This window comes from Streptomyces sp. DSM 15324, from assembly GCF_001514285.1.
Classification (GTDB): domain Bacteria; phylum Actinomycetota; class Actinomycetes; order Streptomycetales; family Streptomycetaceae; genus Streptomyces.
In genome coordinates, this window is record NZ_KQ949042.1 from 54,608 (window position 1) to 76,795 (window position 22,188).

General features: G+C 70.7%; 21 protein-coding genes and 2 pseudogenes. 5 read left to right on the top strand and 18 right to left on the bottom strand.

Annotated elements, in window-relative coordinates:
- Positions 1–38 precede the first annotated feature (38 nt).
- The gene (locus AQJ58_RS39045) at positions 39–431 is read right to left on the bottom strand and encodes an SCO5389 family protein (protein ID WP_067259253.1); all 393 of its coding nucleotides are present in this window, start codon (positions 429–431) and stop codon (positions 39–41) included.
- A gap of 264 nt (positions 432–695) precedes the next feature.
- On the opposite strand from AQJ58_RS39045, the gene nucS reads away from it, so the two are divergent.
- Positions 696–1,367, top strand: a complete 672-nt coding sequence (nucS, locus tag AQJ58_RS39050; protein WP_067259255.1) for an endonuclease NucS — start codon at positions 696–698, stop codon at positions 1,365–1,367.
- A 71-nt stretch (positions 1,368–1,438) separates the two neighbouring features.
- Here nucS and AQJ58_RS39055 read toward each other — a convergent pair whose 3' ends face one another.
- Both AQJ58_RS39055 and AQJ58_RS39060 read right to left on the bottom strand, forming a co-directional pair.
- Positions 1,439–3,952, bottom strand: coding sequence for an ATP-binding protein (locus tag AQJ58_RS39055; protein ID WP_067259256.1), 2,514 nt, complete (start codon positions 3,950–3,952; stop codon positions 1,439–1,441).
- 250 nt (positions 3,953–4,202) lie between these two features.
- Complete coding sequence (locus tag AQJ58_RS39060; RefSeq protein ID WP_067259258.1) at positions 4,203–4,526, bottom strand: STAS domain-containing protein; 324 nt, start codon at positions 4,524–4,526, stop codon at positions 4,203–4,205.
- A 434-nt stretch (positions 4,527–4,960) separates the two neighbouring features.
- On the opposite strand from AQJ58_RS39060, the gene AQJ58_RS39065 reads away from it, so the two are divergent.
- A complete protein-coding gene (locus AQJ58_RS39065; RefSeq protein WP_067259260.1) occupies positions 4,961–5,533 on the top strand; it encodes a cob(I)yrinic acid a,c-diamide adenosyltransferase in 573 nt (190 codons plus the stop codon).
- 6 nt (positions 5,534–5,539) lie between these two features.
- On the opposite strand, the gene AQJ58_RS39070 is transcribed toward AQJ58_RS39065, so the two are convergent.
- The gene (locus AQJ58_RS39070; protein ID WP_067259261.1) at positions 5,540–5,809 is read right to left on the bottom strand and encodes a type II toxin-antitoxin system RelE family toxin; all 270 of its coding nucleotides are present in this window, start codon (positions 5,807–5,809) and stop codon (positions 5,540–5,542) included.
- Between the two features lie 61 nt (positions 5,810–5,870).
- Here AQJ58_RS39070 and AQJ58_RS39075 point away from each other — a divergent pair.
- The 3 genes and pseudogenes from AQJ58_RS39075 to AQJ58_RS39085 form a co-directional block, all read left to right on the top strand.
- A pseudogene (locus tag AQJ58_RS39075) lies at positions 5,871–6,348 on the top strand (sensor histidine kinase); the annotation flags it as partial.
- Positions 6,345–7,006: pseudogene (locus tag AQJ58_RS39080) on the top strand (response regulator). The pseudogenes AQJ58_RS39075 and AQJ58_RS39080, both read left to right, overlap by 4 nt.
- Positions 7,007–7,123: 117 nt before the next feature.
- Positions 7,124–8,944, top strand: a complete 1,821-nt coding sequence (locus AQJ58_RS39085; RefSeq protein ID WP_067259263.1) for a glycoside hydrolase family 18 chitinase — start codon at positions 7,124–7,126, stop codon at positions 8,942–8,944.
- A 22-nt stretch (positions 8,945–8,966) separates the two neighbouring features.
- On the opposite strand, the gene AQJ58_RS39090 is transcribed toward AQJ58_RS39085, so the two are convergent.
- The 14 genes from AQJ58_RS39090 to AQJ58_RS39155 all read right to left on the bottom strand — a co-directional run bounded on the left by AQJ58_RS39090 (position 8,967) and on the right by AQJ58_RS39155 (position 22,182).
- A complete protein-coding gene (locus AQJ58_RS39090; RefSeq protein ID WP_067259265.1) occupies positions 8,967–9,413 on the bottom strand; it encodes a DUF2550 domain-containing protein in 447 nt (148 codons plus the stop codon).
- A gap of 144 nt (positions 9,414–9,557) precedes the next feature.
- Positions 9,558–9,932 carry a F0F1 ATP synthase subunit epsilon gene (locus AQJ58_RS39095; protein ID WP_067259266.1) on the bottom strand — a complete coding sequence of 125 codons (375 nt, stop codon included), beginning with the start codon at positions 9,930–9,932 and terminating at the stop codon, positions 9,558–9,560.
- A 118-nt stretch (positions 9,933–10,050) separates the two neighbouring features.
- Positions 10,051–11,487, bottom strand: a complete 1,437-nt coding sequence (gene atpD, locus AQJ58_RS39100) for a F0F1 ATP synthase subunit beta (RefSeq protein WP_067259268.1) — start codon at positions 11,485–11,487, stop codon at positions 10,051–10,053.
- Positions 11,487–12,428: a F0F1 ATP synthase subunit gamma gene (locus AQJ58_RS39105; RefSeq protein WP_067259270.1), complete on the bottom strand. Its 942-nt coding sequence runs from the start codon at positions 12,426–12,428 to the stop codon at positions 11,487–11,489. The genes atpD and AQJ58_RS39105 overlap by 1 nt, the downstream gene beginning before the upstream one ends.
- A gap of 21 nt (positions 12,429–12,449) precedes the next feature.
- Positions 12,450–14,039, bottom strand: a complete 1,590-nt coding sequence (atpA, locus tag AQJ58_RS39110; protein ID WP_067259272.1) for a F0F1 ATP synthase subunit alpha — start codon at positions 14,037–14,039, stop codon at positions 12,450–12,452.
- A gap of 146 nt (positions 14,040–14,185) precedes the next feature.
- Positions 14,186–15,001, bottom strand: coding sequence for a F0F1 ATP synthase subunit delta (locus AQJ58_RS39115; RefSeq protein WP_067259274.1), 816 nt, complete (start codon positions 14,999–15,001; stop codon positions 14,186–14,188).
- On the bottom strand, positions 14,998–15,546 hold the full coding sequence (locus tag AQJ58_RS39120) for a F0F1 ATP synthase subunit B (RefSeq protein ID WP_107122269.1): 549 nt from the start codon (positions 15,544–15,546) through the stop codon (positions 14,998–15,000). Before AQJ58_RS39120 ends, AQJ58_RS39115 begins: the two co-directional genes overlap by 4 nt.
- A 43-nt stretch (positions 15,547–15,589) precedes the next feature.
- A complete protein-coding gene (atpE, locus tag AQJ58_RS39125; RefSeq protein ID WP_067259277.1) occupies positions 15,590–15,835 on the bottom strand; it encodes an ATP synthase F0 subunit C in 246 nt (81 codons plus the stop codon).
- An 83-nt stretch (positions 15,836–15,918) separates the two neighbouring features.
- The gene (gene atpB, locus AQJ58_RS39130; protein ID WP_067259279.1) at positions 15,919–16,746 is read right to left on the bottom strand and encodes a F0F1 ATP synthase subunit A; all 828 of its coding nucleotides are present in this window, start codon (positions 16,744–16,746) and stop codon (positions 15,919–15,921) included.
- Between the two features lie 204 nt (positions 16,747–16,950).
- The gene (locus tag AQJ58_RS39135) at positions 16,951–17,364 is read right to left on the bottom strand and encodes a Cg1360 family ATP-synthase-associated protein (RefSeq protein WP_067259280.1); all 414 of its coding nucleotides are present in this window, start codon (positions 17,362–17,364) and stop codon (positions 16,951–16,953) included.
- A gap of 310 nt (positions 17,365–17,674) precedes the next feature.
- Complete coding sequence (locus tag AQJ58_RS39140; protein WP_067259282.1) at positions 17,675–18,958, bottom strand: methylaspartate mutase; 1,284 nt, start codon at positions 18,956–18,958, stop codon at positions 17,675–17,677.
- Positions 18,955–19,434 (bottom strand): cobalamin B12-binding domain-containing protein, encoded by a 480-nt coding sequence (locus tag AQJ58_RS45215; protein WP_067259284.1) that lies wholly within the window; start codon positions 19,432–19,434, stop codon positions 18,955–18,957. Before AQJ58_RS45215 ends, AQJ58_RS39140 begins: the two co-directional genes overlap by 4 nt.
- On the bottom strand, positions 19,421–20,692 hold the full coding sequence (locus AQJ58_RS39150; protein WP_067259286.1) for a type III PLP-dependent enzyme domain-containing protein: 1,272 nt from the start codon (positions 20,690–20,692) through the stop codon (positions 19,421–19,423). The genes AQJ58_RS45215 and AQJ58_RS39150 overlap by 14 nt, the downstream gene beginning before the upstream one ends.
- On the bottom strand, positions 20,689–22,182 hold the full coding sequence (locus AQJ58_RS39155; RefSeq protein WP_234360453.1) for an AMP-binding protein: 1,494 nt from the start codon (positions 22,180–22,182) through the stop codon (positions 20,689–20,691). Before AQJ58_RS39155 ends, AQJ58_RS39150 begins: the two co-directional genes overlap by 4 nt.
- Positions 22,183–22,188 lie beyond the last annotated feature (6 nt).

The following is a 22,188-nucleotide window of genomic DNA, read 5'->3' on the forward strand; positions in this document are numbered from 1 at the left end:
GCGGGCGGAGCGGCAAGCGACAGGCTCACACCGATGCCTCAGCAGTCCCGGAATTCCGGCGACTGGTTCAGCACCTGGCTGCGCACCGAGGTGAAGCGGGCGAGCTTCTCGTCGACAGCCGAGTCCAACGGGAACACCGCCACCCGGTGGCAGTTCTGGAAGGCCAGCCGGACACCGAAGTGCCGCTGCAGGGCGCCGCGTATGGCGTCACTCGCGAGCGCGCGCAGCAGCTGCCCGCGCGCCTGCTCGTCCGGCGGGGGCGTCTGGTTGTCGGCGAAAGGTCCGCCGTCCACCTTCAGCTGGGCCACCAGGGAGCTGATCATCTCCCATGCGTAGGGCAGGGAGGTCCGGACGCAGTCGACGAATTCAGCTTCGTCGACCTCGCCTCGCTCGGCCTGTTCGAGTAGGGCCGGTGAGACGTCGAGCGACATGGGTTCTCCTCTCGCACCCCTAAGAGAGCAGGGGTTGCCGGACAGGGCACGGGAGTTCGCCATGCCAAAACACCGCAACGCTGAGTACACGCATCACGACCTCCCGTTTACTACGGTAGGCAACTGACCGTGACGGCACCAGGAGAATGGGCACATAGGGGGTCCCCGCGGGGCACACAATCGGCCAGAGTCGCCCGGCGTCCGAACGATCGTTTTCCAGGGCGAATCGCGTGGGGCGCGAGGTGTCGGATAGCGTTGCCGACCATGCGTCTCGTCATCGCCCGGTGCTCCGTCGACTACGCCGGCCGGCTCACCGCCCATCTCCCCTCCGCCCCCCGTCTCATCCTGGTCAAGGCGGACGGCAGCGTCTCGATCCACGCGGACGACCGGGCCTACAAGCCCCTGAACTGGATGTCGCCGCCCTGCACGCTGAAGGAGGGCACCGGTGACGAGGAAGGCGTCTGGACCGTCGTCAACAAGGGCGGGGAGAAACTCATCATCACGATGGAGGAGATCCTCCACGACTCGTCGCACGAACTGGGCGTCGATCCGGGCCTGATCAAGGACGGCGTGGAAGCACACCTCCAGGAGCTGCTCGCCGACCGCATCGAGACCCTCGGCGAGGGCTACACCCTCATCCGCCGTGAGTACATGACGGCCATCGGCCCGGTCGACATCCTGTGCCGGGACGCGGCGGGGCAGACCGTCGCGGTCGAGATCAAGCGGCGCGGCGAGATCGACGGCGTGGAGCAGCTCACGCGCTATCTGGAGCTGTTGAACCGCGACCCGCATCTCGCCCCGGTCCGCGGCGTCTTCGCCGCGCAGGAGATCAAACCGCAGGCGCGCGTCCTCGCGACCGACCGCGGCATCGGCTGCCAGGTCCTGGACTACGACGCCCTGCGCGGCATCGAGGACGACAAGCTGCGGCTGTTCTGAGGACGGTCGTACGAGGCCGAGGGCCGGGTTCCTGGGGAGGAACCCGGCCCTCGGTCGTGCCCGGGGGTGCCTCAGATCACCGTCCCGGAGGAGGACGAGGAGAGGGAGGAGGCGGAGTCCGCCGAGCTCGGCGACACCGGGACGCTGGAGCTGGTGCCGCTGGCCGAGGTGCCGGAGGACGGGGAGTCGCTCGGGGTGGTGGGCGTCGTCTCGGACGCGGACGGCGAGGGCGACGACGAGCCGCCGGAGCCCGAGCTGCTCGATGCCGACGGCCCCGGCGTCGAGGACGTCGAGTGCGACGGTGAGGGGGACGTGGACCGCGACGGCGACGGCGAGCCGCCCCCGGTCGACCCCGTCGAGCCGCTCTCCGTCGCCGACGGCGACTCCGACGGTGTCGGGTCGTCCGAGGTCCCCATCGTCCCGTCCGGCCCCGGGTCCGTGGGCCGGCTGGTCGCCGCGCCCGTGTCGCCGGTGCCGGTGTCGGCGCCCGGGGTGTCGGAGCCGACGCCGTCGTCGAGGCCGGTGCTGGCGGAGGGGTTGACGCCGCCTCGGTCGGCGGGGTCCCCGGCGTCGTTGTTGGAGGTCGCGCCGAGCGTGACGACCGTACCGAGGACGGCGACGAGGAGCGCGCCCGCGCCGGCCGCGACGAGGTTGCGCTTGGCGAGGCCCTTGAGGCCGCCCCGGCGCCGGGGCTGCGGGGCCGGGGCGCGCGGCGGGGTCACCGCGCGGTGGGCGACGGTCCGGGCCTCCGGCGGATAGGTCGGCAGCGCCGCCTGGATGCCGCGCGGCGGGGACACGGGCTCCTCGGGGCGGGCTGCGGGCACCTCCTCGCCGAGCGTCGCGGCGGCGAGGCCCGGTACGTCCCCGGAGGCGTCGGCGACCAGGGCGAGGGCGCGGCGGCCGGCGACGGTGCCGCGCTTGTCGGTGAGGGCGCCGCGCAGCCCGAGGGAGGCCTCGAGTTCGGAGCGGGCCCGGTCGAGGTCCCCGCCGCACAGGGCGAGGACGCCGAGTTCGTGGTGGAAGTAGGCGCGGTCGGCGGACCGTCCGGCCAGCCGGGCCGCCTCGGCGCCCTCGTGCAGGGCGCTCTCCCAGGCGCTCCAGTGCAGTCCGGCGGCGAACGCGGGCGCCGCGGCGCGGGCGAGGCCGACCGCGGTGGCCTCCTCGTCCTCGGCGGGCGGGGTGGTCGTGGGCACCACGCGGGCGAGGGCGGTGAGGACGGCGTCCGCCTCGGCGCAGACCCGTTCGGGGGTGACCGAGGGGTGCCCGGCCCACCAGGCGTAGTGCTGGGCGGCGGCCGCGGCGCGGGCCTCGATGTCGTCGTCGTATCCGGCGGCCTCCAGCTGGGTCTGGATGCCGGCGGCGAGCCGGTAGCGGACGCCGACCGGGGAGACGAGTCCGCAGGCGACGAGTTCGCCGAGCGCGGCGTCGGCGTGGGTGTCGCCGACCAGGGCGGGCAGGTGGGCCTGGTGCGGGACCTCGCCGTCGAGGGCGACGGCGAAGCGCAGGGTGGCGCGGGCGGAGGCGCTGAGCCGTGCGGCGAGCAGCGGGGCGGGCGCGGCGGCCTCGCCGAGGGAGGGCAGGGGTATCTCCTCGGCTTCACCGGCCCCGGCGTCGATGGGGGCGGTGAGCGGGCGGGCGTCCTCGAACACGCCGAACGCGTCCACGGCGTCCACGTCCGCGCGGAGCTGGTCGCGCTGCCGCAGCAGGGCGCCGGCCTGGACGAAACGCAGCGGCAGGCCCTCGGACTCGAACCAGAGGTCACCGGCCCAGTTGGCCTCCTCCTCGGTGAGGGCGCGGCCCACGGCCCGCTCGATGACGTCCACGCCGGCGGCGCGGTCGAGGCCGCTGAGGACGACCTCCTCGACGGCGGAGTCGGCGGAGGGCAGCGGGGTGTCGGGGGTGGCGCCGAGCAGGAAGGCGCACTCGGGGGTGGCGTCCAGGAGGTCGTCGAGGAGCGCGCCGCCGAAGGCGAGGTCGTCGACGACCACGACCGCGCCGATCTCGCGGACGAGGGTGCGCAGTTCCTCGGGGTCGGGGCGGTGCCGGTCGGCGTCGTGGACGGTGTGGAAGAGGTCGTGGAGGAGTTCGGCCGGGGTGCGGCCGTAGCCGGAGAGCCGGACGACGCCGTCGGGGGCGAGGTCCTCGCAGTCCTCGGCGACCAGGTCGAGGAGGCTGGTGCGGCCGGAGCCGGAGGGCCCGGTGAGGCGGACGGAACGGCCGCGGGCGAGCAGGCGCACGAGCTGTTCGCGTTCGTCCTGGCGGCCCAGCAGGGGCTGTTCCGGCCGGGCGGGTCCGGCCGGGGCGGGCGGCCGGGCGGCCAGCTCGTCGTACTCGGCGCGTTCCTCGGCGGACCGCTTGGCGGGGCGGCCGGGGCGCTCGGTGGGCGGGCAGAGCTCGATCTCGCTGCCGTCCACCGGGTTGACCGTGAGCAGGTGGTCGCCGGCGACCACCCGGACCGTGCGGGCGGGTCCGGGGGCGTGCGCGCCGAAGTCGGGCGTGAGGGGGTCCCTGGGCGGGCGGGGGCGCGGCGCGCGGCCGTCGTCCTCGTGACCGTACTCCTCGGGCCCCTGGTTCGTCGGGTCCATGGGTTATAGCCCCCCAAGAGCGTCGTGTGGCGGTAGCCCCTCCCGGCCTCGCTGCACACTGCGCTGTCGCTTCTGGTCCGGTGCCCGCTCGGTAGAGGGCCGAGGGCGGCGGGCAGACGAACCGTAAACCTTGGCCCAGTATCCACGACAGTCCGGGGTGCCGCCCGGCCCGAGACGTCACGGTCCGGTGAGGATTGGTGCCCGCCGTACGTTTCGCCGCAGGTGGGCCCCCGGTCCGGGGCGGTCGCGGTCAGACCCGGGGCAGGGACTCCACGCCGATGCCGCCCTCGATGGCGAGGATGCGGTGCAGCCGGGTGGCCACCAGCAGGCGCTGCATCTGCGGGGGTACGCCGCGCAGCACCAGGCGGCGGCCGCAGCGGCCGGCCCGTCGGTGGACGCCCATGATGACGCCGAGTCCGGTGGCGTCCCAGGAGTCCAGTTCGGACAGGTCGAGCACCAGGTCGCCGACGCCGTCGTCCACGGCCGTGTGCAGGGCCGTGCGGGCGTCCGCCGCGCTGCGCACGTCGAGGCGGCCCCCGACGACCAGCTCGATGTGGTCGCCCCTGATGTGCATAGCGCTCCCCTAAGCGTGCGTCTCGTGCTCCGCGGTGTGATGTCCGGTGTTGCATGCTCTGACTGCGCGAAGCGGTCGGAGGTTGCCGTCTGTGAGCGAACCGATACCGAATTCACCCGCAGGGGTGAGACCCCTGGGGCCTGTGCGGTTTCGGCGCTTGGAGTAAGCCCTGCCCGCTCTCGCCTCGGATGTCACCGGCGTCAACCATCCGGCGCATTCGCCGTAGGGCTCACGTATGGCTCTCGGCCGGAGATTAGCGCTCGTGGGGCGCTGTGCGACCGGTTAGTAACGCGTCTCACGTCTCACGGCGTGAGACACCGGTCACGTCGTCAATTCCTGTCCGATTCAAGCCTATTCGCACCGTTTGGATCTTCGTGGGTCGACGTGACCGAGCGAACGGAGGCGGACCGGCCGGGACGGTCTAGATTGGCGGCATGGTCAATCTGACGCGCATCTACACCAGGACCGGGGACCAGGGCACGACCAACCTCGGCGACATGAGCCGGGTCGCCAAGACCGACCTCAGGATCGCGGCGTACGCCGACGTCAACGAGGCGAACGCCGTCATCGGCACGGCGATCGCGCTGGGCGGCCTGCCGGAGGAGGTCGTCGCGGTCCTCACCCGGGTCCAGAACGACCTGTTCGACGTGGGCGCGGACCTGTCGACGCCGGTGGTGGAGAACCCGCCGTTCCCGCCGCTGCGGGTCGAGCAGTTCTACGTCGACCGGCTGGAGGCCGACTGCGACCTCTTCAACGAGCGGCTGGAGAAGCTCCGCTCGTTCATCCTCCCCGGCGGCACCCCGGGCGCCGCCCTCCTCCACCAGGCCTGCACGGTCGTCCGCCGCGCCGAACGCTCCACGTGGGCCGCCCTGGAGGCCCACGGCGAGAGCATGAACCCGCTGACGGCGACCTACCTCAACCGCCTGTCCGACCTGCTGTTCATCCTCGCCCGCACGGCCAACAAGGACGCCGGGGACGTGCTCTGGGTACCGGGCGGGGAGCGCTGACACCCCTCACAGGCGTCGATAGATCTCCCTGCGGCGCCCCACCTCGACTACCCGGATGACGAGTTTGCCGTCGTCGATGACGTAGGCGATCCGGTAGGCCCCGACGCCCAGGCGGTACAGGTCGTCATGGCCCGACAGCTTCTTCACGTCGGCATCGTCGCGACAGGGGTCGTCGCCCAGGCGGCTGAGGGCGTGCAGGATGCGCAACGCCGTCGTCTGGTCGACCGCCTGCCACTGTCGGCGCGCCTCAGTGGTGAACTCGAAGGCGTACTTCACGCGACACCGGCCGCTGAGCCGTCCGATGGCGGACCGAAGATGTCGGCGAGCACGTCCGCCAAGGTGGCACAGCGTCGACGGGCTCGCGGAGACGCGGCGGCTGATCGGCATCCTGCGCGACGGCGGCGGGGAGCGGGAGCCCGCCGCGACACCCACCCTCGACGGCCTGGCCGCGCTCGTCGAGGGCGCCCGCGCCAACGGCCTCGACGTCCGCCTGGACTCCGCTCCCGGCCGGGTTCCGGTGCCGGTCGAGCTCGCCGCCTACCGGATCGTCCAGGAGTCGCCGACCAACGCCCTCAAGCACGCCTGCCCGGGCCGGGTGGCCGTGTCCCTGGGCCGCCGGGACGGTGTCCTCGACGTGCGCGTGGGCAGCCCGTACGGCCACCGGGACGGTGGTCCGCGCGCCCCCGGATCCGGGGCGGGGCTCGTGGGGATGCGGGAGCGGGCTGCGCTGCTCGGCGGCACCTTCGAGGCCGGGCCCGAGCGCCCTGTGGACCGTACGCGCCGCACTCCCCCTCACCGAAGGAGACCCTCCGTGATCCGTGTACTCGTCGCCGAGGACCAGTCCGCCGTCCGCGCGGGGCCGGTCCTCATCCTGCGCAGCGCGCCCGACATCGAGGTGGTCGCCGAGGCGGAGGACGGGGAGCGGGCGGTGGCGCCGGCCCGGGAGCTGCGGCCGGACGGGGTGCTGATGGATGTGCAGATGCCGCGGCTGGACGGGGTGGCGGCGACCCGTCAGGTGGTCGCGGAGGGGCTGGCGGACGTCCTGGTGCTGACCACCTTCGACCTCGACGCGTAGGTGTTCGGGGCGTTGCGGGCGGGGGCGGCCGGGTTTCTGCTGAAGAACACGGAGGCGGGGGACCTGTTGACGGCGGTCCGCACGGTGGCCGGCGGCGAGGGGCTCATCGCCCCGCCGTGACGCGTCGGCTCATCGCCGAGTTCGCCGCCGGACCGGCGCGGCAGCCGACGGCCGACCCCGCCGTCCTCGGCACCCTCCGGCGCATGGGCGAGGTGCTGGGCTGCCTCGGGGAGGGGCTGTCGAACGCGGGGATCGCCGAGCGGCTCGACAGGGCGGAGGCCACGGTCAAGACGCACGTCAGCCGTCTGCTGGGGAAGCTGGAACTGCGCAGCCGGGTCCAAGCCGCCGTGCTGGCGCAGGAGTTGGGGATCCAGCGGCCGCATCCGGAAGCCGCGTGAAGCCGTATACGAGAGTGGTCCAGACCTATTGACCCATGGTCCAGACCTTTCTATTCTCGCGGCACCGTGGGCGTGAAGGCTCAGTCACGCCCCCCAACTCCCCCTAGGAGGCGCAGCATGCGCTTCAGACACCGAGCCGCGGCAGGGTTCGCGACCCTGCTGCTGCCGCTGGCCGGGCTGGTCGGCCTGGCGAGCCCCGCCCAGGCCGCCGCCACGGCCACCGCCACCTACGCCAAGACCCAGGACTGGGGCACCGGCTTCGAGGGCAAGTGGACGGTGAAGAACACCGGCACCACCGCCATCAGCTCCTGGACCGTGGAGTGGGACTTCCCCTCCGGCACGTCCGTCACCTCCGCCTGGGACGCCGACGTCACCTCCTCCGGCACCCACTGGACCGCCAGGAACAAGTCGTACAACGGCTCCCTGGCCCCCGGCGCCTCCGTCTCCTTCGGCTTCAACGGCGCGGGCTCCGGCTCCCCGTCCCACTGCACGCTCAACAACGACAGTTGTGACGGTACGACGGTCCCCGGCGACGCGGCCCCCTCGGCGCCCGGCACCCCCACCGCCTCCGGCGTCACGGACACCTCGGTGAAGCTGGCCTGGTCCGCCGCCACCGACGACAAGGGCGTCAAGAACTACGACGTCCTGCGCGACGGCGCCAAGGTCGCCACGGTGACGACCACGTCGTACACCGACACGGGCCTCACCGCGGGCACCGACTACTCCTACACCGTCCAGGCCCGCGACACCGCCGACCAGAGCGGACCGGTCAGCGGCGCGGTCGCCGTGCACACCACGGGCGGCACCACCCCTCCCCCGACCACCGGCTCCAAGGTCAAGCTCGGCTACTTCACCGAGTGGGGCATCTACGGCCGCAACTACCACGTCAAGAACCTGGTGACCTCGGGCTCCGCCGCGAAGATCACCCACATCAACTACGCGTTCGGCAACGTCACCAACGGACAGTGCGCGATCGGCGACTCCTACGCCGACTACGACAAGGCCTTCACCGCCGACCAGTCCGTCAGCGGCGTCGCCGACACCTGGGACCAGCCGCTGCGCGGCAACTTCAACCAGCTGCGGCAGCTCAAGGCGAAGTACCCGAACATCAAGGTGCTGTGGTCCTTCGGCGGCTGGACCTGGTCCGGCGGCTTCGCCCAGGCGGCGGCCAACCCCGCGGCCTTCGCCCAGTCCTGCTACAACCTGGTCGAGGACCCGCGCTGGGCCGACGTCTTCGACGGGATCGACATCGACTGGGAGTACCCGAACGCCTGCGGTCTGTCCTGCGACAGCAGCGGAGCGGCGGCCTTCAGGAACCTGATGTCGGCGCTGCGCGCCAAGTTCGGCGCACGCAACCTGGTCACCGCCGCCACCACGGCCGACGGCTCCTCCGGCGGCAAGATCGACGCCGCCGACTACGCGGGCGCGGCGGCCTCCGTGGACTGGTACAACGTGATGACGTACGACTTCTTCGGCGCCTGGGCCGCCCAGGGTCCGACCGCCCCGCACTCCCCGCTCACCTCGTACAGCGGCATCCCGACGGCCGGGTTCACCACCGCCGACGCGATGGCCAAGTTCAAGGCGAAGGGGGTCCCCGCGAGCAAGCTGCTCATCGGCATCGGCTTCTACGGCCGCGGCTGGACCGGGGTCACCCAGGACGCCCCGGGCGGCACCGCCACGGGCGCCGCGGCGGGCACCTACGAGCAGGGCATCGAGGACTACAAGGTCCTCAAGACGTCCTGTCCGGCCACCGGCACGATCGCCGGCACGGCCTACGCGCACTGCGGCAGCAACTGGTGGTCCTACGACACCCCGGCCACCATCGCCACCAAGATGACGTGGGCCAGGAACCAGGGCCTCGGTGGCGCCTTCTTCTGGGAGTTCAGCGGGGACACCGGCAACGGAGAGCTGGTGAGCGCGATCAGCAACAACCTGTAGAGCGAGTGAAGCGAGTGAGCGACTAGGCGACGTTGACGCGCTGTCCGGGCGGGGCTGCCTCCAGCCACGCGAGGAAACCGGTCAGCGCGTCCTCGCTCATCGCGAGTTCGAGGCGGACGCCCTGGTGGGAGCAGGCGAGGATCACCGCGTCGGACAGCAGGGCCAGCTCCTCCTCGCCCTCGGGGAGCCGGCGCCCGGCCACCTCGATCGAGGCGCGCTCCAGGACCCGGCGCGGCCGGTAGGCGTACGAGAAGACGCGGTACCACTCGATGCGGTCGCCGTTGTAGCGGGCGACGCCGTAGCTCCAGCCCTTGCCGCTGGTGTCCGGTTTCTCGGGGACGTCCCAGCGCAGGGAACAGTCGAAGGTGCCGCCGGAGCGCTGGATGAGCCTGCGGCGCAGGCCGAAGACGAACAGCCCCAGCACCACCAGGGCCACGACGATTCCGCACACAGTCAGAGCGAGGACCATCGACACCGACCTCCTCGTCTCCTAGGTACCGAAATAGGTAACGGAACGGAAAAAACATCCATATCTGCCTCAGCCGCGGTCGGCTCCGGATTCCTCCGGTGCCGACCGCGGCTGAGTGACGTCATACAGCTCCGCGCCGGGTTGTCAGCGCGATGCCGCCGCACGCAGGCGTACGTCCGCACGGCGTTCGGCGATCGCGTCGCCCTCCGCCTTCGCGCGCTCGAGCTCGCGCTCCTCGCGCTGGACGTCGATCTCGTCCGACAGCTCGGCGGTCTCGGCCAGCAGCGACAGCTTGTTGTCCGCGAACGAGATGAAACCGCCGTGCACCGCGGCGACGACCGTCCCGCCCTCACTCGTACGGATGGTCACCGGGCCCGACTCCAGCACACCGAGCAGCGGCTGGTGACCGGGCATGACGCCGATGTCGCCGGACGTGGTGCGCGCGACGACCAGGGTGGCCTCGCCGGACCAGACCTCTCGGTCGGCCGCGACCAGCGCGACGTGCAGCTCAGCAGCCAAGGTGGCTCCTCGGGTCACCACCCGGCGGATCTGCCGGGTGTTGGTTACTAAGTCTAGTGGGCGTGGATGAGGGGGCGGGACGCGCCCGCCCCCTCACACGTTCTCGGGCAGTCCGAGATCAGGAGACGCCCAGCTCCTTGGCGTTGGCCTTGAGGTCCTCGATGCCACCGCAGAGGAAGAACGCCTGCTCCGGGAAGTGGTCGTACTCACCGTCGATGATCGCGTTGAACGCGGTGATCGACTCGTCCAGCGGCACGTCCGACCCGTCGACGCCGGTGAACTGCTTGGCGACGTGGGTGTTCTGGGACAGGAAGCGCTCCACACGACGGGCGCGGTGGACGGTGAGCTTGTCCTCCTCGCCGAGCTCGTCGATGCCGAGGATCGCGATGATGTCCTGGAGGTCCTTGTACTTCTGCAGGACCGTCTTGACACGCATCGCCGTGGCGTAGTGGTCCGCCGCGATGTAGCGGGGGTCCAGGATCCGGGACGTGGAGTCCAGCGGGTCCACGGCCGGGTAGATGCCCTTCTCCGAGATCGGACGGGACAGCACCGTCGTCGCGTCGAGGTGGGCGAAGGTGGTGGCCGGGGCCGGGTCGGTCAGGTCGTCCGCGGGGACGTAGATCGCCTGCATCGAGGTGATCGAGTGACCGCGGGTCGAGGTGATGCGCTCCTGGAGGAGACCCATCTCGTCGGCCAGGTTCGGCTGGTAGCCCACCGCGGAGGGCATACGGCCGAGCAGGGTCGACACCTCGGAACCGGCCTGCGTGAAGCGGAAGATGTTGTCGATGAAGAACAGCACGTCCTGCTTCTGCACATCGCGGAAGTACTCCGCCATGGTCAGACCCGCGAGGGCCACGCGCAGACGGGTGCCCGGGGGCTCGTCCATCTGGCCGAAGACCAGCGCGGTCTTGTCGATGACGCCCGAGTCGGCCATCTCCTCGATGAGGTCGTTGCCCTCACGGGTGCGCTCACCGACACCGGCGAACACGGAGACACCGTCGTGGTTGTTGGCGACGCGGTAGATCATCTCCTGGATGAGCACCGTCTTGCCGACGCCGGCACCACCGAACAGACCGATCTTTCCACCCTTGACGTACGGGGTGAGAAGGTCGATGACCTTGACGCCGGTCTCGAACATCTCGGTCTTCGACTCGAGCTCGTCGAAGTTCGGGGCCTTGCGGTGGATGGACCAGCGCTCGCCCTCGTACTTCTCGTCGACGTTCAGCACCTCACCGAGGGTGTTGAACACCTTGCCCTTGGTGAAGTCGCCGACCGGGACGGTGATGCCCGTGCCCGTGTCGGTGACGGCGGCCTGGCGGACCAGACCGTCGGTGGGCTGCATCGAGATCGTGCGGACCAGGCCGTCACCCAGGTGCTGGGCGACCTCGAGGGTCAGCGTCTTCTTCTCGCCCTCGTTCGCCGGGTCGGCGACCTCGACGTGAAGGGCGTTGTAGATCTCCGGCATGGCGTCGACGGGGAATTCCACGTCGACGACCGGGCCGATGACCCGGGCGACGCGGCCCGTGGCAACGGCCGTCTCAACTGTCGTCGTCATTACCTGTCACTCCCCGCGGTCGCGTCGGCCAGGGCTGCGGAGCCACCGACGATCTCGCTGATTTCCTGGGTGATTTCGGCCTGGCGGGCCGCGTTGGCAAGGCGGGAGAGCGTCTCGATGAGCTCTCCTGCGTTGTCGGTCGCCGACTTCATCGCGCGCCGCGTGGCGGCGTGCTTCGAGGCTGCCGACTGGAGGAGAGCGTTGTAGACGCGGCTCTCCACGTAGCGCGGCAGAAGGGCGTCGAGGACGTCCTCCGCCGAGGGCTCGAAGTCGTAGAGCGGAAGGATCTCGCCCTGCGGCTTCCCCGCGGCGGCAGCCGCTGATGTCTCAGGCTTGGCGACCTCGTCGAGGCTGAGCGGCAGCAGACGGTCGTCCAGCGCCGTCTGCGTCATCATCGACACGAACTCGGTGAACACGATGTGGATCTCGTCCACACCGCCGTCCGCCGTGTCCTTCTCGATGGCCTCGATGAGGGGGGCCGCGACCGTCTTGGCGTCCGCGTACGTCGGCTCGTCCGTGAAACCCGACCACGACGCCGCGACCTTGCGCTCGCGGAAGTTGTAGTGCGCGAGACCACGCCGGCCGACGATGTACGTGTCGACCTGCTTGCCCTCGGCCTCGAGGCGCGCCGTCAGCTGCTCCGCGGCCTTGATGGCGTTGGAGTTGAAGGCGCCGGCGAGACCACGGTCGCTCGTCAGGAGCAGCACCGCGGACCGCACGACCGTCTCGGCCTGCGTGGTGAGCGGGTGCTTCGTGTTCGAGCCGGTGCCCACCGCCGTGACCGCGCGGGTGAGCTCGGTCGCGTACGGCGTGGAGGCCGCCACCTTGCGCTGCGCCTTGACGACGCGCGAGGCGGCGATCATCTCCATCGCCTTGGTGATCTTCTTGGTCGCGGTGACGGATCGGATGCGACGCTTGTAGACCCGGAGCTGAGCTCCCATGAGTCAGGTCCCTTCCTTACGTCACTTGGCGGCGGCCGGGGCGTCCTCGCCGAGAAGCTTGCCGTCCGAGGTCTCGAACTGCTTCTTGAAGTCGGCGATGGCGTCGGCGACCGCGGTGAGGGTGTCGTCCGACATCTTGGCGCCCTCCTTGATGGAGGTCATGAGGCCCTGCTCCTGACGGTGCAGGTACTCCAGCAGCTCCTTCTCGAAGCGGCGGATGTCGGCGACCGGGACGTCGTCCATCTTGCCGGTGGTACCGGCCCACACGGAGACGACCTGGTCCTCGGTCGGCATGGGCTGGTACTGAGGCTGCTTGAGCAACTCGACCAGGCGCTGACCGCGCTCCAGCTGCGCCTTCGACGCGGCGTCCAGGTCGGAACCGAAGGCGGCGAACGCCTCCAGCTCGCGGTACTGGGCGAGGTCGAGGCGGAGACGGCCGGAGACCTGGCGCATCGCCTTGTGCTGCGCGGAACCACCGACTCGGGAGACGGAGATACCGACGTTCAGCGCGGGGCGCTGACCGGCGTTGAACAGGTCCGACTCCAGGAAGCACTGGCCGTCGGTGATGGAGATGACGTTGGTCGGGATGAACGCCGAGACGTCGTTGGCCTTGGTCTCGACGATCGGCAGACCGGTCATCGAGCCCTTGCCCAGCTCGTCGGAGAGCTTCGCGCAGCGCTCCAGCAGACGGGAGTGCAGGTAGAAGACGTCGCCCGGGTAGGCCTCGCGGCCCGGCGGGCGGCGCAGCAGCAGCGACACGGCGCGGTAGGCGTCGGCCTGCTTCGACAGGTCGTCGAAGATGATCAGGACGTGCTTGCCCTCGTACATCCAGTGCTGGCCGATGGCCGAGCCGGTGTAGGGCGCCAGGTACTTGAAGCCGGCCGGGTCGGACGCCGGGGCGGCGACGATGGTCGTGTACTCCAGCGCGCCGGCCTCCTGGAGGGCGCCACGCACGGAGGCGATGGTCGAGCCCTTCTGGCCGATGGCGACGTAGACGCAGCGGACCTGCTTGTTCACGTCACCGGAGCGCCAGTTGTCGCGCTGGTTGATGATCGTGTCGACGGCCAGGGCGGTCTTGCCGGTCTGGCGGTCACCGATGATCAGCTGGCGCTGGCCACGGCCGATCGGGGTCATCGCGTCGACGGCCTTGTAGCCGGTCTCCATCGGCTCGTGCACCGACTTACGGGCCATGACGCCGGGAGCCTGAAGCTCCAGGGCGCGGCGGCCGGACGTCTCGATCTCGCCGAGGCCGTCGATCGGGTTGCCGAGCGGGTCGACGACGCGGCCGAGGTAGCCCTCGCCCACCGCGACGGAGAGGACCTCGCCGGTACGGGTGACCGGCTGCCCCTCCTCGATGCCGCTGAACTCGCCGAGGACGACGGCACCGATCTCGCGCTCTTCGAGGTTGAGCGCGAGGCCGAGGGTGCCGTCCTCGAACTTCAGCAGTTCGTTGGCCATGGCCGAGGGGAGACCCTCGACCTTCGCGATGCCGTCGCCGGCAAGGGTGACCGTACCGACCTCCTCGCGCGAGGCCGCGTCCGGCTTGTACGACTGGACGAAGTTCTCCAGCGCGTCCCGGATCTCCTCCGGCCGGATCGTGAGCTCCGCCATCTGGGTTCCCTGCTCTCCTTGTTGGGCCCGAAGTTTCACTTTGGGGGGATGCCTAAACTCCCGGACTCCCCCCTGAAAGAGGTGAATCCTCTGCACGGCCCAACCCGGGCCGCTTGCGTACGTACTGCTGCGTTGTTGCGTTGCTGCTAGCTCGCCAGGCGGCGGGCGGCTTCATCGATACGGTCCGCGAGGGAGCCGTTGATGACCTCGTCGCCGACCTGCACCCGGATGCCGCCGAGGACCGCGGGGTCCACGTCGATGTTGAGGTGCATCTGGTGGCCGTACAGCTTGGCCAGGGCGGCGCCCAGGCGTCGCTTCTGTGTGTCGCTCAGCGGCACCGCCGAGGTGACGACGGCGACCAGACGCTCCCGGCGCTCGGCGGCGAGCTTGGACAGGGACTCGAGTCCCGCTTCCAGGCTACGTCCCCGCGGGGCGGTCACCAGGCGCGTCACCAGACGAACGGTGGCCGCGTCCGCACGGCTGCCGAGCAGGCTGCGCAGCAGCTCGCCCTTGGCCGCGGCGGTGGCCTTCCGGTCGGTCAGTGCGGCGCGCAGCTCGGTGTTGGAGGAGACGATCCGCCCGAAGCGGAACAGCTCGTCCTCGACGTCGTCGAGCGCGCCGGCCTTCTGCGCGGCGGTGAGGTCGGCGATGTTCGCCAGCTCCTCCAGCGCGTCCACCAGGTCGCGGGACTGCGACCAGCGGGACCGCACCAGGCCGGAGACCAGGTCGGCGGTGGTGCCGCTGACCTGGGAGCCGAGCAGGCGCTGGGCCAGCTCGGCCTTGGCCTCACCGGCCTGCGCCGGGTCGGTGAGGACCCGACGCAGCGACACCTCGCGGTCGAGCAGCGCGGTGACGGCGGCCAGTTCGTCGGCGAGCCGCGCCGCGTCCACAGACGTGGAGTCCGTCAGCGCGTCGAGACGCTCACGTGCGGCTGCCAGGGCCTCGCGGCTCGCTCCGTTCATCGCGACGCCTCGGCCTTCTCCTCGAGTTCGTCGAGGAAGCGGTCGATGACGCGGCTCTGGCGGGCGTGGTCCTCGAGGGACTCGCCGACGAGCTTGCCGGCCAGGTCGGTGGCGAGCTTGCCGACGTCCTGACGCAGCGCGGACGCGGCGGCCTTGCGGTCGGCCTCGATCTGGGCGTGACCGGCGGCGACGATCTCCTCACGCTGCCGCTGGCCTTCCGCGCGCATCTCGGCGATGAGCGTGGCGCCCTGCTCCTGAGCCTCCTGGCGCAGGCGCGCGGCCTCGTGGCGGGCCTCGGCGAGCTGAGCCTTGTACTGCTCGAGCACGCTCTGTGCCTCGGTCCGCGCCGCCTCGGCCTCTTCGATCCCGCCCTCGATGGCGTCGCGCCGCTCTTCCAGAACCTTGTTGATGTTCGGAAGGAGCTTCTTGCCCAGGACGAAGAACACGATCGCGAAGGCGATCAGACCGATGACGAGCTCGGGGATCTCCGGGATCAGAGGATTCTGGGCCTCCTCCTCAGCCGCGATTTGCAGCAAGGGCGAGATCACATCAGTTCCTTCCGTGGAATTCTGTCGTCGGCCGAGCCCGTCAGGCAGACGGGTAGACGAAGCCCATGACCAGGCCGATGAGGGCGAGCGCCTCACAGAGCACGAAGCCCAGGATCTGGTTCTGGCGGATCAGGCCGGCGGCCTCGGGCTGGCGGGCCAGCGCCTGGGTGCCGTTACCGAAGATGATGCCAACGCCGACGCCGGGGCCGATGGCCGCGAGACCGTAGCCGATGGCAGCGAGGTTGCCCTTGATTTCGACTGCGGCGAGGGTGTCGAGAGCGGACATGCCGTATCTTCCTTCTCTTTACACAGGCCGGTGGGGGTTGGCCACCGGAAGTTCAGGGGGTGTTTCGGGGGTGGATCAGGTGCTCAGTGGTGCTCGGCGAGCGCGCCCTGGATGTAGCTGCAGGACAGGAGGATGAAGACGTAGGCCTGGAGGGCCTGGATGAACAGCTCGAAGACCGTCATCACCAGAACCATCAGGAACGAGACCGCGGAGTAGGCGATGCCGATGCCGTTGAGCAGGTACCAGGTTCCGATGGTGAAGATCAGGATCAGCACGTGCCCGGCGAACATGTTGGCGAAGAGCCGGACGGCGTGCGTGAAGGGCCGGATGAACACGTTCGACAGGAACTCGAAGAACATGACCATCGGGAACACCGGGCCGAGCGACGGGTCGTAGCCGGTGATGTTCTTCCAGCCGCCGATGAAGCCGTGGCGCTTGAACGTCAGGCTCATCCACAGGATGTAGACGATGGCGGCGAGACCGGCCGGGAAGGCGATGACCGCGGTGGCCGGGAACTGGGCGACCGGGATGATCGACCAGAGGTTCATGATCCAGATGAAGAAGAACAGCGAGAACATGAGGGGGACGTACTTCTCGCCCTCGCGCTTGCCGATCGTCTCGTAGACGACCCCGCGGCGGACGAAGTCGTAGCCGGCCTCGCCGATCATCTGCAGCTTGTTGGGGACCAGCTTCGGCTTGTTGAAAGCGGCCCAGAAGAACCCGATGACGAGGACGGTGCTGACGAGGGACAGCAGCATCGGCTTGTTGAACTCGACGCCGCCGACGGTGAAGATCGGCTCGAACAGGAACGAGTGCAGGCCGGGGGTCGGGAATCCGCACCCGTCGAAGATATGACAGTCGGTCTCGAAGGCGAGCGTCTTGGCGTTACTCACCGCGAGCTCCTTCAGCATGGCGCATGGGTACGGCAACCTCGATGTGTCGGCGCGGCCTGCGACCGCGGGACGGCACTGGACTGGACTTGCGGATGTGGGGGCGGCGACTGGGCTCCGAGCCGTGAGTGGTCAGAGGCACGGCTGCCGCCCGCGCCAGCTCTGCCGCAGTTGTGGCGAGACCTTAGCAAAAGGGCGGAAGTCCCTTTACACCGGCCCTACAGATCACGATGTCGTCCGGGCGGGTTCCGGCTCGACGTAGGGGATCTTGGCCTTCATGTGCGAGAGCACTTGTGCGGCGATCCACACCAGGGTGGCCGCGAGCAGTGTGAAGGCGAAGCACCTGGGGTTGAAGACCGAGGTCCCCTTGAACGTGATCAGCACGACCATCAGCAGCAGGATCTGTGTCGTGTAGAGCAACAGGCCCATCGACTGGAACAGATGCGGGTACTGGCGCGCGGTGCGCAGCAGCACCACCAGCCCGCTGCCCATGAACAGCAGGACGAGCGCCGCGCCCAGGACGGCGCCGAGCGCACCCTTGCCACCGGCAACGGCGGCACTCACCGCGGCTCCCGCCACACCCGCGACGGCGGTGGGCAAGGCGCAGTGCAGGAGCGTTCGTACGTCGTTGGACTGCATGGCGGCAACTCCGCAATCAAGGGGGGCAGGGTGTCGTCATGGACGAGCGTAGCCCCGGCGGAGGGGCGCGGGTTCTCACGCCCCCTCGCACCAACGGACCGTCTCGCACTCCGTCCCGTTGGCTCCATCCGGGGGTTCTCGTGAACCGTATCACAAACTATTTGATGAGGTCTTTACCTAGGTCGGGTGCTTGCCGTCACACATGAGAGTGACCGTGCGCGTCTGCGCAAAAACCGAGGCGAGTTGTCTGGTAAGGGTCCTTTGCCCGCCCCGTATTCCCCCACGACTTGGCAATGCTCTAGTCAGATTCTTACCTTGGCCGCCCGCCGGACCCGTCGGATTCTTGCCCCTCGTCGAACTTCTGTCGCATGTAGGACAGGTCCCGCAGCAGATCCGCCGACGTGGACCGACGACTGCACAGCCGACGGGGTGCGGTGATCGGCAGGCCGCCCGTCGACTCCCAGCGCAGCCGCCCGTCGGCGTCGAGATAGCTGCGGGTCCGGCCCCTGTTGTCCGGGTGCAGACAGTACGGAATGTCCAGATACCCCTTGCGGAACGCCAGCAGCAGGGCGCTGTCCACGTCCGGATGGAGGTGGAGCACCGCGTCGACGAGCGCCCGCGCCTCCTCGTAGGTCGCGGAGTCGGCCCCGGCGTCGACCGGGGCTCGTGACACCCGGCGGGCCGCCCGGGCGGCGTACTCCAGGGCGCGGACGTTCTCCTCGACCGTCGGGATGCGACGTGACTCCGCGGCGGTCTTGACGATCAGCCGCTGCGCGCCGCCCGTGACGGCAAGGTCGACGGCCTGGTCCAGCAGCCGGAAGGCGCCGTCCTGCGTCTGCGGGTACAGCCCCATGTACGCGTACACCACGATGTGCCAGTCGATGTCCGGCAGCAGTTGCCGGCACAGCCGGTGCAGCGCCGCGACGGCCTCCCGGTCCTGCCCCGGGTGGGTCTGCTGGGCGTAGCTGACGGAGACGCTGCGGATGCCGTGGCGGACGAAGAACAGCGCCTCCAGCAAGCTGACGGCCACCAGTTGGCTGGGCGGGCAGAGCTGCCCCAGCATGCAGCCGCCGAAGGTCTCCAGGTGCGGCTCCGCTCCGGTGCCGGCGGCCTGGGCCAGCACCTCGCAGGCGCGGGCCCAGTTGCGGACGGATTCGGCCAGGGGGGTGCGGCCGTAGGGCAGGCAGTAGGACACCGGCCCGCCCTCGGTGGCGCTCAGTCCTGCGGCGAGCAGGGCGCGGAAGATGGCCGCGGGATCGGCCGAGCCGTGGCGCACCTGGACCGGGAAGCCGGGGCCGTGAATCCCCGTCAGCACCTGCTCCGTGGTGGTGAGGGGATGGGTTACCACCGGGTAGCCGTTGAGGGCGACCCCGTCGCGCAGGGCCCCCTCGACGGCGGCGAGGTGGCCGACCCGGGTGTGGGCGTCGACGGTGATGGTCCCCACCGTGCGGGCGGCGGCCCCACGGGTCGCCAGCAGGCCGGCCCGCATGGCGGCGGGGTCGGAGAAGCCCATGCGCGGCTGCACGACGAGCCGGTCGGCCTCGGCGCCTGCCCGGACGCAGGCGCCGAAGTCCGCGGTCTGCCGGTCGCTCACCGGGCGGTGCGCAGCGGGACCGGCACACTGCCCCGGGACGGCGCCGCGGGCAGCGAGGCCGCGAAGTGCGCCAGGGCAGTGGCGGGATCCGTGCCCTCCACGACGACCTCGTCGAATCCGGCCGCCCGCAGCTCCTGGGCGCGGGCGTCGTCCCGGTCGTCGACGCCGAGCTTGCCGCCGATCACCACGGGCAGGGCGAAGAGCGCCGGGTGGGCGCGGAGCGCGCGGATGACCCGCAGACCGTCCTGGTGACCGTGGCCGTTGACGCTGCTGATGACGACGAACGCGGGGCGGATCTCGGCGCAGCGGGCGATCAGCAGGTCGTCGGGGACGCAGGGGCCGAGGTTCACCACGTCATGGCCGAGTTCCTCCAGGAGCATCTGCAGGAAGACCAGGTTCCAGGTGTGGGAGTCGGAGGCCATCGACGTCACGACGACGGTCCGCCTGCTCTCCGTGCGCGGGTCAGTGAGGGTCATGTGCCCGTTCCACCTTCCGATAGGTCCGTACGTGCTCGATCCGGGAGACGGAGACCACGTCTCCGTCGCGGACCACCGCCTCGGCCGGGGCGGGCCTGCCCAGGAACATCAGGAGACTGGCGGTGGGGCCGTAGGCTCCGGTGTTCGGGATGGCGACGAGGTCGCCGGGGCCGAGGCCGGCAGGGACCTCGACGTCCCGGCCGAGGGTGTCCCCGGGGGTGCACAGCGGCCCGGCGAGGGTCACCCGCTGCGTCTGCCCGGCGCCGGCGCCGGAGCCGGACTCGATGCGGACGGACACCGGGAGGATGCGGCCGAGGCCGGACAGCCCGCCGAAGGTGTTGATGCCGGAGTCGAGGACGACGAAGGTCCGGCCGCGGCCGGTCTTGACGTTGCTGACGGACGCCAGCAGGGTTCCGCTGTCGCCCACCAGGTAGCGGCCCGACTCGACGGCGAGCCGGGGGGTGCCCTGCCGCCAGCGCGGGAAGTGCGCGTCGAGGGCGGCTTCGAGCGCGGCGCGCAGGACGGGGTAGGCCGTGCGCTCGCCGTGCTGTCCGTACGGCGACGCGAAGCCGCCGCCGATGTCGAGCAGGCGCAGGGGCACGCCGAGTTCCCGCTCGATGCGGGCGGCGGTGTCGATGGTGTGCCGGAACTCGGCGATCAGGGCGTCCTCGTCGGAGGCGTTGCTCTGGGTGAACAGGTGCAGCCCGGCCAGTGAGGTGCCCGGCACCGCGCGCAGCCGGGGCGCGAGGCCGGCGATGGTCTCGCTGTCGAAGCCGAACTGGGTCGGGCGGCCGGTCATCCGGACGCCGGTGGCCGCCCGGGCGGTCTCGTCGTTGATGCGCAGCAGGCAGTCGGCGACCGTGTCGTGGGCCAGCGCGGCCGCGCCGATGTGTTCGAGGTCGGTGAGGGATTCGGCGGAAAAGAGCCGGACGCCCTGTCCGATCGCCTCGTTCAGTTCGCCGGGGGTCTTGCCCGGCCCGGTGTAGAGGATGTCCGCGGGGTCGTGGCCGGCCTGGAGGGCCGCGGCGAGTTCGCCGGTGGAGCTGATCTCGGCGCGGCAGCCGGGGCCGTCGCCCTCGCGCAGCGCCTGGACAAGATCGACGTGCGGGTTGGCCTTGAGGGCGTAGAAGACGTCGAACTCCTCGGGCAGCCAGCCGAACAGGTCGCGCCGGGCGGCGTCGAGGCGGTCGAGGTCGTAGACGTACAGCGGGGTGCCGTACGCGTCGGCCAGTTCGCGCAGTCGGGTGCGGTCGGTCATGCGCCGTTCCCCTCGATCAGGGCCGCGAGCTCACGGCGGGCGTTCTTGCCGTGCAGGGTGAGCGGGAACTCCTTCAGGACCCGGCAGACGGTGGGCACCTTCGGCGGTTCGAGGCGCTTGGTGAGTTCGGTGATGACCTGGTGGGCGTCGAGGTCGCTCTCCACGAACAGGGCGAGCCCGTGTCCGTCGCCGGGCGGCAGCGCGGCGGCGGCCCGCACGCCGGGGACGTCCATGGCCGCGCTCTCGATCTCCAGAGTGCTCATGCGGAAGCCCTTGTGCTTGAACATGTCGTCGCGACGGCCCTGGAAGTAGAGGTGGCCGTCGTCGTCGAGCCAGCCGTAGTCGCCGGTGTGCAGCAGGGGCTCCCCGGTGCGCGGGTCGCGGCGGAAGGAGCGGGCGGTGTCCTCGGGGTTGCGCCAGTAGCCGGCCATCACGTGGGGGCCGGTGGCGACGATCTCCCCCACCTCGCCGGCGGGCAGCGGGCTGCCGTCGTCGTCCAGGATCAGCACGCGGGTGCCGGGCAGCGGCAGGCCGACGGAGTCGGGACGTTCCCGGTCGGCCCCGGGCGGCATGACCGTGATGCGTTTGGCCTCGGTCTGGCCGTACTGCCGCACCACGCGGGCGCCCGGGAAATGGGTGCGCAGCGCGTCGATGGTGCTCTGGGGCAGCGCGGCACCGGTGTTGGTGAACATGCGCACGGGCGGCACGGGCCGGGTGTCCCGGCCGGCCAGGCGGACGATCATCGTGGCGAGGGACGGCACGATCGGTACGACCGTCACTCCGGTCTCCCGCATGCGCCGCAGCAGGCGGACGTCGGACTCGCCGTCGGCGAGGACGATCTCGCAGCGGGCGACGCAGGTCATCAGGACCTTGCACAGGCCGTAGTCCCAGGACATGGGGAAGCGGCAGAGGACGACGTCGTCCGGGCGGTAGCCGAGCACCTCGGTCAGGGCGCGGCAGGCGAACGTCACCTGGGCGTGGGGGCACATGACCGCCTTGGGCGCGGCGGTGCTGCCGGAGGTGTAGATGAGCACGGCCAGGTCGTCGGGGGCGACCGCCTCCGCCTCGCCGGGGTCCTCGCCGGCCGGAACGAGGTCCGGCCGTACGTCGGCGATGTCGTGCACCGGCACGGTGCTGACGCGGCGCAGCACCGGAGCGCCCGCGGCGTCGGTGAGGACGAGCTCGGGTTCCGCGTTGCCCACGACGGACCGCAGGTGGAACTCCTTCATCGCCGGGTTGAGCGGGACGAAGACGGCGCCGACGCGGGACGTGCCGTAGAACATCGCGGCCAGTTCCCGGCTGGTCGGCAGCTGGACGACGACGCGGTCACCGCGGCCGATGCCCTGCCTGCGCAGCCAGCGGGCGAACGCCCGGGCGGCGGCGGCCAGTTCGCGGTAGGTCCAGCGGCCGGTGGCGTCCCGGATCGCCGGGGCGTCGGGAGCCTCCTGGGCTGCGGCGTCGAGCAGGGAGTGGATGGTCTGGCCGTTCAAGCGTGT

Excerpts from the sequence above, each read along its gene's own strand:
- AQJ58_RS39090 (WP_067259265.1), bottom strand. The coding sequence starts at position 9,413 with ATGGTCCTCGCTCTGACTGTGTGCGGAATCGTCGTGGCCCTGGTGGTG.
- AQJ58_RS39065 (WP_067259260.1), top strand. The coding sequence starts at position 4,961 with ATGGTCAATCTGACGCGCATCTACACCAGGACCGGGGACCAGGGCACG.
- AQJ58_RS39045 (WP_067259253.1), bottom strand. The coding sequence starts at position 431 with ATGTCGCTCGACGTCTCACCGGCCCTACTCGAACAGGCCGAGCGAGGC.
- atpA (WP_067259272.1), bottom strand. The coding sequence starts at position 14,039 with ATGGCGGAGCTCACGATCCGGCCGGAGGAGATCCGGGACGCGCTGGAG.
- AQJ58_RS39055 (WP_067259256.1), bottom strand. The coding sequence starts at position 3,952 with ATGGACCCGACGAACCAGGGGCCCGAGGAGTACGGTCACGAGGACGAC.
- atpB (WP_067259279.1), bottom strand. The coding sequence starts at position 16,746 with ATGCTGAAGGAGCTCGCGGTGAGTAACGCCAAGACGCTCGCCTTCGAG.
- nucS (WP_067259255.1), top strand. The coding sequence starts at position 696 with ATGCGTCTCGTCATCGCCCGGTGCTCCGTCGACTACGCCGGCCGGCTC.
- AQJ58_RS39150 (WP_067259286.1), bottom strand. The coding sequence starts at position 20,692 with ATGACCGACCGCACCCGACTGCGCGAACTGGCCGACGCGTACGGCACC.
- AQJ58_RS39105 (WP_067259270.1), bottom strand. The coding sequence starts at position 12,428 with ATGGGAGCTCAGCTCCGGGTCTACAAGCGTCGCATCCGATCCGTCACC.
- AQJ58_RS39135 (WP_067259280.1), bottom strand. The coding sequence starts at position 17,364 with ATGCAGTCCAACGACGTACGAACGCTCCTGCACTGCGCCTTGCCCACC.
- AQJ58_RS39060 (WP_067259258.1), bottom strand. The coding sequence starts at position 4,526 with ATGCACATCAGGGGCGACCACATCGAGCTGGTCGTCGGGGGCCGCCTC.
- AQJ58_RS39085 (WP_067259263.1), top strand. The coding sequence starts at position 7,124 with ATGCGCTTCAGACACCGAGCCGCGGCAGGGTTCGCGACCCTGCTGCTG.
- AQJ58_RS45215 (WP_067259284.1), bottom strand. The coding sequence starts at position 19,434 with ATGACCCTCACTGACCCGCGCACGGAGAGCAGGCGGACCGTCGTCGTG.
- atpE (WP_067259277.1), bottom strand. The coding sequence starts at position 15,835 with ATGTCCGCTCTCGACACCCTCGCCGCAGTCGAAATCAAGGGCAACCTC.
- atpD (WP_067259268.1), bottom strand. The coding sequence starts at position 11,487 with ATGACGACGACAGTTGAGACGGCCGTTGCCACGGGCCGCGTCGCCCGG.
- AQJ58_RS39115 (WP_067259274.1), bottom strand. The coding sequence starts at position 15,001 with ATGAACGGAGCGAGCCGCGAGGCCCTGGCAGCCGCACGTGAGCGTCTC.